The following is a 13,629-nucleotide window of genomic DNA, read 5'->3' as shown; positions in this document are numbered from 1 at the left end:
CCGATCTGGCAGGAGCCAGAGACTTACCTCCGTGGAGAAGGATAACAACATGAAAAAGTTAAAAATCAGTTTACTGGCGCTGAGCGTGATGAGCCTTGCCGCCTGCAGTTCATCCCCGCGCAGTAATCAGCAGGTCGTCGATCAAATCAGTCAGTTCGGCGTGCAGTATCAGGTCACTGACAACCAGGCGGCCGATCACGGCGTGAACTGCGCGAAACTCGGTGCCGATTGGGCATCCTGCAACACCGCTACCATCACGCTGACCAACAACGGTCCGGCGCTCACCAGTAAAAACTGGGCAATCTACATGAGCAACGTGCACGAAACGCTGCGGGTGGATAACGATCAGTTCAAAATGACCCATATCGTCGGCGATTTAACCCGTCTGGAACCGACGGAGAAATTCAAAGGTATCGCGGCGGGTGAGTCGATTGAGATCCCTATCGTCAATGAATACTGGCAGCTGTTTATCACCGACGTGATGCCGCGCTGGTATGTCACCGCCGCCAATGCCACGCCAAAAATTATCACCAGCACCGATACCGAAAACCTCAGCGACTTTGTTAAGCCGTTTGGCGGCCAATGGAAGCGCATTGCCGACGATAAAAACGTGTTAATGCTGCCGCAAAGTCGCTTCTCAAAGAATGCCGATGTGGCGCAACTGCCTGCCAGTGCGCTGCGCGGACAAATCACCCCAACGCCGCGTTCGGTGAAAGTTCATGCGGCGGATGTCGATCTGAGCCGTGGCGTTGCCTTGCATCTTGAGGTATTGGCGGACAACCAGGCCGATGCAGTTAAACAGCGTTTCGATTTGATGGGGCTCAAACCGCAGTCAGCGGGTTATGACATTCATACCCGTATCGCCGTCAATCATTTCCACGGCGCAGAGGCGGTTTCCGGTGCTTATGAACTGCGCATCACACCGCGCGGCACCGATATCATTGGTTACGATCAGGCTGGCGTTTACTACGGCTTAATGTCGTTACTGTCGCTGGTGCCGGCTGAAGGTAAACCGATTATCGCCACGCTTGAAGCGAAAGATGCACCGCGCTTTGCCTATCGCGGTGCCTTCCTCGATGTGGCGCGTAATTTCCACAGCAAGCAAGCGGTGCTGCGCATGCTCGATCAAATGGCGGCGTGGAAGATGAATAAATTCCACTTCCACCTGACCGATGACGAAGCCTGGCGTATCGAAATCCCCGGTCTGCCAGAGTTGACCGACGTCGGCAGTAAGCGTTGTCACGATCTGACTGAGCAGCAATGTCTTCTGCCGCAATTGGGCTCCGGCCCGCTCACGAATAACAACGGAACCGGACATTTCAGCCGCGCCGATTATATCGAGATCGTCAAATATGCGCAGGCGCGCAACATCGAAGTGATCCCGGAAATCGATATGCCCGCGCATGCACGCGCGGCGGTGATCTCTATGGAGGCGCGATATCAGCAACTGATGAAAGCGGGTAAACCGCAGCAGGCCAGTGAATATCGATTGGTGGATCCCACGGATACCTCGAATACCCATTCCGTGCAACTGTACGACCGCACCAGCTATCTCAATCCTTGCCTCGATTCCTCGAAGCGATTTGTCGATAAAGTGATGGGTGAAGTGCAGGCGATGCACCGCGAAGCCGGCCAACCGTTGACCACCTGGCACTTTGGCGGTGATGAAGCGAAAAACATTCGCCTCGGTAGCGGCTACAGCGATGTTAAGAACCCGAAAGCGGGAACGGGCATTTTAGACCAAAGCAAAGAGGACAAACCCTGGGCAAAATCTCAGGTCTGCCAGGCGGTGGTGAAATCCGGCAAGGTGGAAGATCTGGAGCACTTGCCAAGTCACTTCGCGCTGGAAGTGAGCAAGATGGTGAAAGCGCACGGCATTCCGGTGATGCAGGCCTGGCAGGATGGATTGAAAGATGCCACTGACGCGCACGCCTTCGCCACTTCGCGCGTACGCGTTAACTTCTGGGACACGCTCTATTGGGGCGGCTTTGACACCGCCAACGACTGGACGCTGAAAGATTATGAAGTGGTGATCTCCAATCCGGATTACGTCTACATGGACTTCCCGTATGAGGTGAATCCTAACGAGCGCGGCTATTACTGGGGCACACGCTTCAGCGATGAGCGCAAGATGTTTGGCTTCGCGCCGGACAACCTGCCGCAGAACGCTGAAACCTCGGTGGATCGCGACGGGAAGACCTTTGATGCCACCTCGAATAAGCCGTGGTCAGGCGCATACGGCATTTCAGTACAGCTGTGGAGTGAAACCACGCGTACCGATCAGCAGATGGATTACATGGTATTCCCGCGCCTGCTGTCGGTGGCCGAACGCGGTTGGCATCGCGCGGAGTGGGAGCTGGATTATCAGCAAGGCCGCACCTTTAAAGGCGGTGAAACCCACTTCGTTAACCAGCAGCAGCGCAATCAGGACTGGCAGCGTTTCGCCAATCTGTTAGGCCAGCGTGAGTTGGGCAAGATGGATAAAGCCGGTATTCACTACCGTTTACCGGTGCCGGGGGCGCGCGTCGAGAATGGCACACTGACCATGAACATTGCGCTGCCGGGTCTGCCGCTGGAGTACAGCCTGGATAAGGGTAAGCGCTGGCAGCGTTATCAACCACATGCTAAACCGGCAATTACTGCTAGCGATAAAGTCTGGGTGCGTAGCGTGAGTCCGGATGGCAAACGCTTCAGCCGCGCTGAAGCACTTTAAAAACTTTCTGCCCCTCGCTGGAGTGCCTGGGGCGAACACTGACAAGGATGTCGATGAAACACTCAACCTTCTCTTTTTATGTTGTTGCGCTGGGTGCCGGTTTAAGCGGCGCCCTGTTCATTCCGACGCTCAGCTTATTTCTAGCCAGTGAACTTAACGTGGCAGCCTGGAAAATCGGCGCCTTCTACAGCGTTAATGCGCTCAGCAGTATTGCGATGAGCTTACTGATTGCCCGTTATTCAGATCGTGTCACGCAGCGTCGCCCGCTACTGCTCTTGTGCTTATTCGCACAGGCGCTCAATGCGCTGCTGTTTATCTTCTGCCGCGATTATCTGCTGTTAATTTCGCTCGGTTCGCTGCTCAATGCTTGCGGCAGTGCGGCGATACCGCAACTGTTCGCGCTGGCACGGCAAACCCGCAGTGACAATGCTTTCAGCGCCATTTTACGCGCGCAATTTTCGCTGGCGTGGGTATTCGGCCCACCGCTGGCATTCTGGATTGTTCAGTTGGCCGGCTTCACTTGGCTGTATGCCGTCATGTTCGTGCTGTTACTGAGCGTGACGCTGCTGGCTGTCACCTTGCCGCCTGGCGAGCGGCTGGCAAGCGCTACTCCTGCAAAGCAACCGGACCGGCAGCCGCTGGGGCAAAACCTTTGCTTCCTGATGTTTGCCACCTTGCTGGTATGGAGCTGCAGCGCACTCTATCTGATTGCGTTTCCTTTGCATCTGGCAGAGCAGCCAACCTTGTCTGCCGACTGGAGTGGCGTGCTTTTTGGCCTCGCCGCGGCGCTGGAAATACCGATCATGCTGCTCAGCGCCAGCATGCTCAAACGCTGGGGTAAGAAAACGCAAATGCAGGCAGCCATGCTGTGCGGCATGATGTTTTATGTGGGAATTTACTTCAGTCAAAGTTTTATCCCACTGATGTTACTGCAAATTTTCAATGCCATTTTCATCGCTATCATCGCTACCGTTGGCATGTTCTGGTTTCAGGATTTACTGCAACATCGTCAGGGAATGGCGGCCACGCTGTATACCAATTCGATGTCCATCGGCGTGCTGCTGGCTGGCGTTTTACAGGGAATTATCACCACCGTCTCACCGCTGGCCATCTGGCCGGCAGCCTGTGTGCTGTTGGTGATGTCATTACTACTGATAACAAAGGTCGACAATGTTTAAACACCCTCATTCGTCGCGCACCGCTGCGCGCAACAAAACACATGGAGTGTACGTAAATGAATGTCTTAATTACTGGCGGTGCGGGCTATATTGGCTCACACATTGCCCTTAGCCTGCTGCAGAAAAACCATCGTGTGATCGTGCTGGATAATTTGTGTAATAGCTCACCGCTGGCCTTAACGCGTGTCGAAGCGTTAAGCGGAAAGAAAATGACGTTTCATCAGGGCGATATTCGCCGCCGCGCCGATCTAAATCTGGTATTTAGCCATCAGCCGATTGATGCGGTTATTCATATGGCTGGGCTGAAATCGGTAAATGAATCGCTGCAGAAACCGGTGAAGTATTATCAAAACAATATTGCCGGAACGCTAATGCTGCTGGAAACCATGAAGCAGCATCAGGTGAAAAAACTTATTTTCAGCTCATCCGCCACGGTTTATGGCATTCCGGTAAAGATTCCGCTGTGTGAGAACTGTGATACCGGCAATACCACCAATCCTTATGGCGCCTCCAAATACATGGTGGAGAAGATCATGGGTGAAGTGGTTGATGCACAACCTGAGTTAGCCATTACCGCACTGCGCTATTTCAATCCCGCCGGCGCGCATCCCTCCGGCCAGATTGGTGAACATCCTGCAGGGATTCCCAACAATTTACTGCCCTATCTGTTTCAGGTTGCCAATGGACTAAGAAGCCATCTGCCGGTATTTGGTGATGACTATGCAACGCCCGACGGCACCGGCGTGCGCGACTACATCCACGTGATGGATTTAGCCGAAGGTCATGTTCAGGCGCTAAATCATCTCAAACCGGGCTATCGACATTACAACCTGGGTACCGGACAAGGCTACTCGGTGCTGGAAATCGTGCAGATGTTTGAACAGGTGAGCGGCCGACGCGTGCCGCTCGATATGCGCCCGCGTCGTCCCGGCGATGTCGCCATCTGCTTATCCGATCCCGGTCAGGCGAAAAAAGAACTGGGCTGGCAAGCAACTCGCGGCCTCGAAGACATGCTGCGCGACGCATGGCGCTGGCATACGCAGAATCCGCAAGGCTATGTTGCTCAACCAGCCGGGAGCGAAATCTGATGATGACGCGCGAAACGTTTTTACCTCACTACGAACGCCAACTCGCCGCGCTTAAAAAGCGCTTTACCTATCCCGCGACAGCAGACTGGCAACAAGCATTACGGCAGTTTAAACAGTGGCAAGTGGAACACCAGCCGCACGAGGTGTGCGTTGCGGAACTCTCTTCGATGTTCGCGGTGCCCACCAGCCGACTGACAGGTAATGAATGCATGCTCCATCGCGTCTGGCTCGGCGGACCATCACCACTCAACGTCAACCGCACCATTGCCCAATGGCAACGCGCGATAGAAGCCAGTCGCAGTGATTTCCGGCAAACGCTATGGGTGTGGGATGCACAGCAGCTGGCGGCAGAGGATCGCTTCGTCGCTCAGCAGGGAAACAGCCCCTTTCATGCTGGCACGCTGTTTCTGCCTGATGCGCTGGTGCAGGTCAACAGCCTGAGCGCACTGATGCAGTCATTTGATGGCGCCCTGATCGATGTGCTGCAGCAACTGCATGATAAGCGCTATTACGCCACGCTCTCTGACTTCTTCCGCCTGGCAATTCTCAATCGGTGCGGCGGCGTTTATATGGATGCCGATACACTTCCCGCTCAGCCTGCGACGCTGTTTCTCTGTCATCCTGAACTGCCTGATTTTACGGCAGAACAGCAGCAAATAAATTGGCTGAATCTCTTCACCGATGAAACCGGCATGATCATCAGTCATCAAAACAATCCGGTGTTGCAGAATTTACAACGGCAGCTCAGTGCGGTGTATCGCGGCTGGCCTCAGCCAATTCCAGCAAAAACGCCGGAAAGCGAACGCGCCATCTTCGAACCTTTTTACCAGTTATGGTGCGAGCAACTGCAGGTCACGCAGCTCAGCCATCAGGATTTCAGCCGGTTTGCCGTATGGGGTTTTGATGTTCAGCAGCATCGCGTGAGCGGGATTAAAGGCATGCGCCTGACGGAGGATATTCTCAGCGGTGAACGTCGCCCGCTGAGTGGTGAAGAGCAGCAGCATTATCAGCATACGATTACTCAGCTAGCACAACGCGACTGGCAATTAAGCGATCCTCTGCAGTTAGGTGAACTGGTACCTTTGCTTTCTGAATGCGATATCCTGCAAATTGCTTATGCGCCGCAGCTGCGTGCTGAAATTCCCTATTATCACTATTACGGCGTGCTCTCTCAGGATCCGCAACTGGATAAAGTGAATGCATTATTCAGCGATTTTTTAATTGCGCTTACCGCAAAGAATATTAAAGCAGGTGATTTCTGGCAGCCGATTGATGGTCAGAAAGCGTCGCCACTGATCTTCAAACCGGGAAGTATTACAGACAAGCAAGAACAACTCGCGATGGCGAAATTAATTTTCACCACCAGCTATCTGGAATACTGCTCGGTCGATAATATTTATGCCACTGATATAACCACCCTACAGCTGCGGCAAAATATCCAGCCTTTCCTGCAACAGATTGCCGTGATTTATAATCCGCAGGGAAAAATGGTGGGTTTCGTTAACGCTGCGCCGATTCAGGATTACGATCGCATCAAGGTGCAATATGGCTATCGTCAGGAGGTTTTTCCACTGGATGTGGCTTACGACAGTTTCGTGAATCAGCATCGCCAGCCGGACGATTTCTTCATTTGCAGCGTGGCGCTGCAGCCCGAGGAACAGGGAAAAGGCTATTTCAATCAAATTTTGTCAAAGCTTAAGGATCAAGCCAAACAGCAAAAAATGCGCCGCATCACCTTATGCGTCTGGCAATCGAACCCGGCAGCTATGATCTATCGCAAGAAAGGTTTTAAGGTGGTGAGCAGAATGAAACAGGAGGTTGCACGGTTTAGTGATGAAATCGTGTTTATGGCGCTAATGCTGTAATCCTTCCGCGATCAAATAATCCGGTGCGAATCTATTTTTATTCGCACCGGAAGCAACAGAAGCGCGGTGAAATAAGCAAAGTTTTAATCACCTTGATACTTATCAAATTTATTACGCCAGAAAACGGGCCTAATTGCGCTCCGGATTTGAAGATAAACACCGCCCACTCCATTCCGGTAGCGATAATGAAATTAAATTTCTTCAGCTTTATTCCGCATGCACACAAATGGCATAACATCCGTATTTCCCGCAAAGGCGCTATTTCTCCCACCGGGCGAGCCTACTTCTCAACTCATGTTGAAGCACAATGTAAAGGCTGTGGCGAACGGCTGCATAAAATCTATTACCGCGATATTAGCGATGCGCAAGCCATACGCTGGTTAGGCTAATCATTGTTTCTAAATAAAAAAAAGCCCCGCAACATGCGTTGCAGGGCTATTGCGTGGCTATCGCAAAACTTATTCAGCCGGTTTGGTGCGAATCAGATAATCAAAGGCGCTGAGTGAGGCTTTCGCGCCTTCACCGCTGGCGATGATGATCTGCTTGTACGGCACCGTGGTGCAGTCGCCTGCGGCAAACACGCCTTTCAGGCTGGTTTCGCACTTGGCATCAATGATGATTTCGCCCATCTTGTTGCGCTCAACCGCACCTTCCAGGAAGGTGGTGTTCGGCAGCAAACCAATCTGCACGAAGATGCCGCTCAGCGCGATTTCGTGGCTGCTCTGGTTGTTACGGTCAATGTAGGTCAGGCTGGTGACTTTGCTGCCGTCGCCTTTCACTTCGGTGGTCTGTGCGTTCAGAATTACATCGACGTTTTTCAGGCTGCGCAGTTTGTCCTGCAACACTTTGTCGGCGCGCATTTCACTGGCAAATTCCAGCAGCGTCACGTGCTCAACAATACCGGCCAAATCGATTGCCGCTTCCACGCCTGAGTTACCGCCGCCGATCACCGCGGTGCGTTTGCCTTTAAACAGCGGGCCGTCGCAGTGCGGGCAATAAGTTACGCCCTTGGTGCGATACTGCTCTTCACCCGGTACGCCCATGTTGCGCCAGCGTGCGCCGGTAGCAATGATGATGCTGCGGGATTTTAGTACTGCGCCAGATGCGGTTTCAATTGCGTGCAGACCGCCCTCTTTCGCCGCCGGAATCAGCTTGATGGCGCTCTGGGTATCAATCACATCAACATCGTAATCATCAACGTGGGCACGCAAAGAACCGGCCAGCTTCGCGCCTTCGGTTTTCTGTACGGAGATGTAGTTTTCAATGTCTACGGTGTCCAGCACCTGACCACCGAAACGCTCGCCCATCAGGCCAGTACGGATGCCTTTACGTGCCGAGTAGATGGCCGCTGCTGCGCCCGCCGGGCCGCTGCCGACGATCAATACTTCGTAGGCATCACGCTTGTTCAGCTCTTCCGCCGCGCGCTTGTCGGCGTTGGTGTCCACTTTACCGACGATTTCCGCCAGGCTCAGACGGCCCTGACCGAACTCTTTGCCGTTGAGGAATACCGCTGGCACGCCCATCACGTTGCGCTCGGTGATTTCGTTCTGGAACATACCGCCGTCAATCGCGGTATGGCTGATACGCGGGTTCAGCACCGCCATCAGGTTCAGCGCCTGTACCACGTCAGGACAGTTGTGGCACGACAGGGAATAATACGTTTCGAAGTGGAAGTCGCCTTCTAAAGCCACAACCTGATCCAGCAGGCTCTGCGCTTCTTTCGAAGGGTGTCCACCGGTTTGCAGCAGGGCTAAAACCAGTGAAGTAAATTCGTGACCCATTGGCGAACCGGCAAAACGCGGACCGCTCTGGCTGCCTGGGTTAGTGATCAGGAAAGAGGGTTTACGCACCGGACGATCGTTCTCTTCGCGGAAGCTGACTTTATCTGACAAGCCCGCGATATCGGCCAACAGAGAGCGAATCTCTGCCGATTTGGCGCCATCATCCAATGTGGCAATCAACTCAACCGGTTTCGTTAGTTTCTCAAGGTAAGCCTTGAGTTGGGTTTTTAAATTGGTGTCGAGCATAGTGAGTTCCTGTCATGAAAATCGGGTGCCGTAGCACCCGATAGAGAAAGATCGAATGGCAGCTAACTTAGATTTTGCCAACCAGGTCCAGTGATGGAGCCAGAGTTGCTTCGCCTTCTTTCCATTTTGCCGGGCAAACTTCACCTGGGTGAGAAGCAACGTACTGAGCGGCTTTCACTTTACGGATCAGGTCAGATGCGTCACGGCCAATGCCTTCTGCAGTGATTTCGATCGCCTGGATGATGCCTTGCGGGTCAACGATGAAGGTACCGCGGTCTGCCAGACCTTCGTCTTCGCGCATGATTTCGAAGTTACGGGTCAGCGCGCCAGTTGGGTCACCGATCATTGCGTATTTGATTTTCGCGATGGTGTCAGAAGAACCGTGCCAGGCTTTGTGGGTAAAGTGCGTGTCAGTAGAAACAGAGTAGATATCTACACCCAGTTTCTGGAACTCTTCGTGGTGGTCTGCAACGTCACCCAGTTCGGTTGGGCATACGAAGGTGAAGTCAGCCGGGTAGAAGAAGAAAACACTCCATTTACCTTCAACGTCTTTCTCGGTGACTTCGATGAATTCGCCGTTTTTGAACGCTGCGTTTTTAAATGGTTTGATCTTGGTATTAATGATGGACATGGTGACCTCCGTTAAAAGATGTGATGCAGGCTACAGAATTTTCGGGCCAACTTCTAATATGCAGACGTTATCAATCAGATAACCAAAAGCTATCAAAGCGCCGACACCTGATTTCATGCGGCTCGCGGAGGCATTCTACACAAAAAGGGCGCGGTTCTGTCAGGCTTTATCTTTTTGCGGTGAAACTGCTAGTTTAAGCTGCGTTATCGCACGGATTTGTAGCGGCGCGATTTATCGCGCGTCATTCAGACGGAACAATCGTCAATTGTGCGCAATAAATTGCGCCGCTACGGCCTCTGCGCATCTCACATAATGGAGCTCTCAGGTGCATATACGTTTTTTTGACGAAGCCGATCGGCCTTTTCTGCGCACGCTGTATCTTGCCGCGCGACGCCATAACTGGACGTGGCTGGATGGCGATGATTGGCAGTTAGAAGATTTCGATGCGGTGATTTTGGGCGAAACCGTGCTGGTCGCTGAACTGAATGGGCATCGCGTGGGGTTTGCGGCGGTACTGGATAATGACAACTTCCTGCATAGCCTGTATGTCGACCCCGATGCGCAGGGAAAAGGCGTGGGCAGCGCGCTGTTAGAAAAAGTGCAGTCGCGATTTAGCTCGACGGGCGCCTTGAAATGCCTGCAACAGAATCAGGCGGCGATGGATTTTTATCTCAAACACGGCTGGCGGCGCGAGGCGGTTGGCGAGAGCGAGCAGGGAAAATATGTGCTGATGCATTTTCCGCTGGCGACGCGCACCAGCGGAACTGGAAGGCGTTAAACGGCGCGGAACGCGATATCGCCAGGGATAATCTCTCCCTGCCAATAGAGCTGCGCTGCAACGCGACCCGCCAGTTGGCGGTAGAGCGCGGTGAAATCACTGTCCGGACGGCGCACCACGGTCGGTTCGCCATCATCCAGATCTTCACGCAGCGTAATGTGCAGCGGCAACTGGGCCAGCAAACGGGTGCTGTAATCTTCCACCAGCTTCTGCGCACCGCCGGTGCCGAAAATCGGCTCGTGATGTCCGCATTGGCTACAGATGTGCATGCTCATGTTCTCGACCACGCCCAACACCGGCACGCTCACTTTCTCGAACATCACCATCCCTTTACGCGCGTCAATCAAGGCGATGTCCTGCGGCGTGGTGACCACCAGCGCGCCGGTCACCGGCACGTTTTGCGCCAGCGTCAGCTGAATATCGCCGGTACCTGGCGGCATATCGAGGATCAGATAATCGAGATCCGGCCACAGGGTTTCGTTGAGCAGCTGCATCAGGGCTTTGCTGGCCATTGGACCGCGCCACACCATGGCGTTGTCGTCGGTGACCAGATAACCAATCGAATTGGTTGCCAGGCCGTGCGCCATAATCGGTGCCATGTGCGTGCCATCCGGCGAGGTGGGACGCTGATTTTCGGTGCCGAGCATGTTGGGGATCGACGGACCGTAAATATCCGCATCGAGAATCCCCACGCGCGCGCCTTCGGCGATCAGCGCCAGCGCCATGTTCACAGCGGTGCTGGATTTGCCCACGCCACCTTTGCCAGAACTCACGGCGATGATGTTCTTCACACCGGTCGCGCCCGGATGGTTTTTCACCCGCTTCAGCGTGGCGATGTCGTGGCGCAGTCGCCAGTCAATGGCGCTGGCATCCGTCAGGCGCAACAGTTCGGCGCTGGTTTGCGCTTTCAGCTCTTCAAAAGCGCTGGCCCACGCGAACGGCATCACCAGCTCGATATGCAGCTTGTCATCCAGCAGCGCGACATGGCGCAGGGCTTTCAGCGTGGTCAGGTTATGTTGCAGCGTCGGATGTTCAAAGTCACTCAACACGCCGATAACCAATGCTCGCAGCGCCTCAGGTGAATGATGTTGCTGGGATTGTGAAGTCATCCCCTCTCCTTGTTTATTCATCACGCCAGATTGCGGCGGTGTCTGTTCAATAATATCAGATAGGCGCTAAAAGTGACGTGGATGTCCAGCTGTGTTTACGCCAGAGGGTGCTTCGGTTAACATCTAACACCGATTTTTCTTCAACGGAACGCTACGCAAAAATGACTCAAGTCGCTAAAAAAATTCTGGTAACGTGCGCACTGCCGTACGCAAACGGTTCAATCCATCTCGGTCACATGCTTGAACACATTCAGGCTGACATTTGGGTCCGTTACCAGCGAATGCGTGGCAACCAGGTTCACTTTATCTGTGCAGACGACGCTCACGGCACGCCTATCATGCTGAAAGCTCAGCAGCTTGGCATCGCGCCGGAGCAGATGATCGCGGAGATGAAGCAGGAGCACGAAACGGATTTTGCTGGCTTCAATATCAGCTACGACAACTATCACTCGACGCACGGTGACGAAAACCGTCAGCTGTCCGAGCTGATTTATGGTCGCCTGAAAGAGAACGGCTTCATTAAGAACCGCACTATTTCGCAGCTGTACGATCCTGAGAAAGGCATGTTCCTGCCGGACCGTTTCGTCAAAGGCACCTGCCCGAAATGTAAGTCACCGGATCAATATGGCGATAACTGCGAAGTGTGCAGCGCGACCTACAGCCCAACCGAGCTGATCGACCCGAAATCAGTGGTCTCAGGCGCGACGCCGGTGCTGCGCGATTCCGAGCACTTCTTCTTTGATCTGCCCTCTTTCAGCGCGATGCTGCAAGCGTGGACGCGTTCAGGCGCACTGCAAGAGCAGGTGGCTAACAAGATGCAAGAGTGGTTCGAGTCTGGCTTGCAGCAGTGGGATATCTCCCGCGACGCACCTTACTTCGGCTTCGAAATCCCTGGCGCGCCGGGCAAATACTTCTACGTCTGGCTGGATGCGCCAATCGGTTACATGGGTTCATTCAAAAACCTGTGCGACAAACGCGGCGATATCGATTTCGACGAGTTCTGGAAGAAAGATTCCACTACCGAGCTGTATCACTTCATCGGTAAAGACATCGTCTATTTCCACAGCCTGTTCTGGCCAGCGATGCTGGAAGGCAGCAACTTCCGCAAGCCAACCAACCTGTTCGTACACGGTTATGTGACGGTGAACGGCGCGAAGATGTCTAAATCGCGCGGCACCTTTATTAAAGCCAGCACCTGGTTGCAGCATCTGGATGCCGATAGCCTGCGTTATTACTACGCAGCCAAGCTCTCTTCACGCATCGACGACATCGACCTGAATCTGGAAGATTTCGTGCAGCGCGTGAATGCAGACGTGGTGAACAAAGTGGTGAACCTGGCGTCACGTAATGCCGGCTTCCTGACCAAACGCTTTGGCGGCAAGCTGGCGAGTGAACTGGCCGATCCCGCGCTGTATCAAACCTTTGTGGAGGCCTCAGAGAAGATTGGCGAAGCCTGGGCCAGCCGCGAATATAACCGCGCGATCCGTGAAATCATGGCGTTGGCCGATCTGGCCAACCGCTATGTCGATGAGCAGGCACCTTGGGTGGTGGCGAAGCAAGAAGGCCGCGATGCCGACCTGCAGGCGATTTGCTCCATGGGCATTAACCTGTTCCGCGTCTTGATGACCTGGCTGAAGCCAGTGCTGCCATCTTTAAGCGAGCGTGCCGAAGCCTTCCTGCAGAGCGAACTGAGCTGGGATGCAATTGCCCAACCGTTGCTGGATCATGAAGTGGCGCCGTTCAAAGCACTGTATGGCCGTATCGAAATGACCAAAGTTGACGCGCTGATTGAGGCCTCGAAAGAAGATGCGGCGGCGGCGAATAAGCCTGCAGCCACCGGTCCGCTGGCTGATGCGCCGATTGGCGACACCATCACCATTGATGATTTTGCCAAGGTCGATATGCGCGTGGCGCTGATCGAGAAAGCGGAGCTGGTTGAGGGTTCTGACAAGCTGCTGCGTCTGGAGCTGGATTTGGGGGGCGAGAAGCGTCAGATTTTCTCTGGCATTCGCGCTGCGTATCCGGATCCGTCGGTGCTGGTCGGCAAGATGACCATCATCGTCGCCAACCTCGCGCCGCGTAAAATGCGCTTCGGTATTTCCGAAGGTATGGTGCTGTCAGCGGGTCCAGGCGGCAAAGACCTGTTTGTGCTGTCGGTCGATAGCGGCGCAGTACCGGGCATGCCGGTTAAGTAACGGATTTCGTTGCCCTCACCCTAACCCTCTCCCGCGCGCGGGAGA

At 54.0% G+C, this 13,629-nt stretch carries 10 protein-coding genes; 7 read left to right on the top strand and 3 right to left on the bottom strand.

Translation table 11 applies throughout. The features are described from left to right. The first annotated feature begins 49 nt into the window (after nucleotides 1-49). The 5 genes from ACFQW4_RS13450 to ACFQW4_RS13430 all read left to right on the top strand — a co-directional run bounded on the left by ACFQW4_RS13450 (nucleotide 50) and on the right by ACFQW4_RS13430 (nucleotide 7,233). Complete coding sequence (locus tag ACFQW4_RS13450) at nucleotides 50-2,713, top strand: family 20 glycosylhydrolase (RefSeq protein WP_377725761.1); 2,664 nt, start codon at nucleotides 50-52, stop codon at nucleotides 2,711-2,713. Between the two features lie 53 nt (nucleotides 2,714-2,766). Then, nucleotides 2,767-3,891 carry a sugar efflux transporter gene (locus ACFQW4_RS13445; protein WP_354466395.1) on the top strand — a complete coding sequence of 375 codons (1,125 nt, stop codon included), beginning with the start codon at nucleotides 2,767-2,769 and terminating at the stop codon, nucleotides 3,889-3,891. A 56-nt stretch (nucleotides 3,892-3,947) separates the two neighbouring features. After that, a complete protein-coding gene (gene galE / locus ACFQW4_RS13440) occupies nucleotides 3,948-4,979 on the top strand; it encodes a UDP-glucose 4-epimerase GalE (RefSeq protein WP_350260906.1) in 1,032 nt (343 codons plus the stop codon). Beyond that, on the top strand, nucleotides 4,979-6,844 hold the full coding sequence (locus ACFQW4_RS13435; RefSeq protein ID WP_377725757.1) for a GNAT family N-acetyltransferase: 1,866 nt from the start codon (nucleotides 4,979-4,981) through the stop codon (nucleotides 6,842-6,844). The genes galE and ACFQW4_RS13435 overlap by 1 nt, the downstream gene beginning before the upstream one ends. Before the next feature lie 185 nt (nucleotides 6,845-7,029). After that, a complete protein-coding gene (locus ACFQW4_RS13430; RefSeq protein ID WP_377725755.1) occupies nucleotides 7,030-7,233 on the top strand; it encodes a hypothetical protein in 204 nt (67 codons plus the stop codon). A gap of 69 nt (nucleotides 7,234-7,302) precedes the next feature. Here ACFQW4_RS13430 and ahpF read toward each other — a convergent pair whose 3' ends face one another. Together ahpF and ahpC are read right to left on the bottom strand one after the other, a co-directional pair. Next, nucleotides 7,303-8,871 carry an alkyl hydroperoxide reductase subunit F gene (gene ahpF / locus ACFQW4_RS13425; protein WP_336768568.1) on the bottom strand — a complete coding sequence of 523 codons (1,569 nt, stop codon included), beginning with the start codon at nucleotides 8,869-8,871 and terminating at the stop codon, nucleotides 7,303-7,305. A 67-nt stretch (nucleotides 8,872-8,938) separates the two neighbouring features. Further along, the gene (gene ahpC, locus ACFQW4_RS13420) at nucleotides 8,939-9,502 is read right to left on the bottom strand and encodes an alkyl hydroperoxide reductase subunit C (protein ID WP_101763328.1); all 564 of its coding nucleotides are present in this window, start codon (nucleotides 9,500-9,502) and stop codon (nucleotides 8,939-8,941) included. A 325-nt stretch (nucleotides 9,503-9,827) separates the two neighbouring features. On the opposite strand from ahpC, the gene ACFQW4_RS13415 reads away from it, so the two are divergent. Beyond that, complete coding sequence (locus ACFQW4_RS13415) at nucleotides 9,828-10,280, top strand: GNAT family N-acetyltransferase (protein ID WP_377725751.1); 453 nt, start codon at nucleotides 9,828-9,830, stop codon at nucleotides 10,278-10,280. Here the strand turns inward: ACFQW4_RS13415 and apbC are convergent. After that, nucleotides 10,277-11,389, bottom strand: a complete 1,113-nt coding sequence (gene apbC / locus ACFQW4_RS13410) for an iron-sulfur cluster carrier protein ApbC (protein WP_192411509.1) — start codon at nucleotides 11,387-11,389, stop codon at nucleotides 10,277-10,279. The two genes, ACFQW4_RS13415 and apbC, sit on opposite strands and share 4 nt — an antisense overlap. A gap of 161 nt (nucleotides 11,390-11,550) precedes the next feature. On the opposite strand from apbC, the gene metG reads away from it, so the two are divergent. Continuing rightward, entirely contained in the window at nucleotides 11,551-13,584 is a 2,034-nt protein-coding gene (gene metG / locus ACFQW4_RS13405) for a methionine--tRNA ligase (RefSeq protein WP_222212035.1), read from the top strand. The last annotated feature ends 45 nt before the right edge of the window (nucleotides 13,585-13,629 follow it).

Source organism: Pantoea sp. GCM10028869, assembly GCF_042666835.1.
Lineage (GTDB): Bacteria > Pseudomonadota > Gammaproteobacteria > Enterobacterales > Enterobacteriaceae > Pantoea > Pantoea leporis.
Note: the sequence above shows the minus strand (reverse complement) of the source record. Positions and strands in the feature narration are given on the sequence as shown.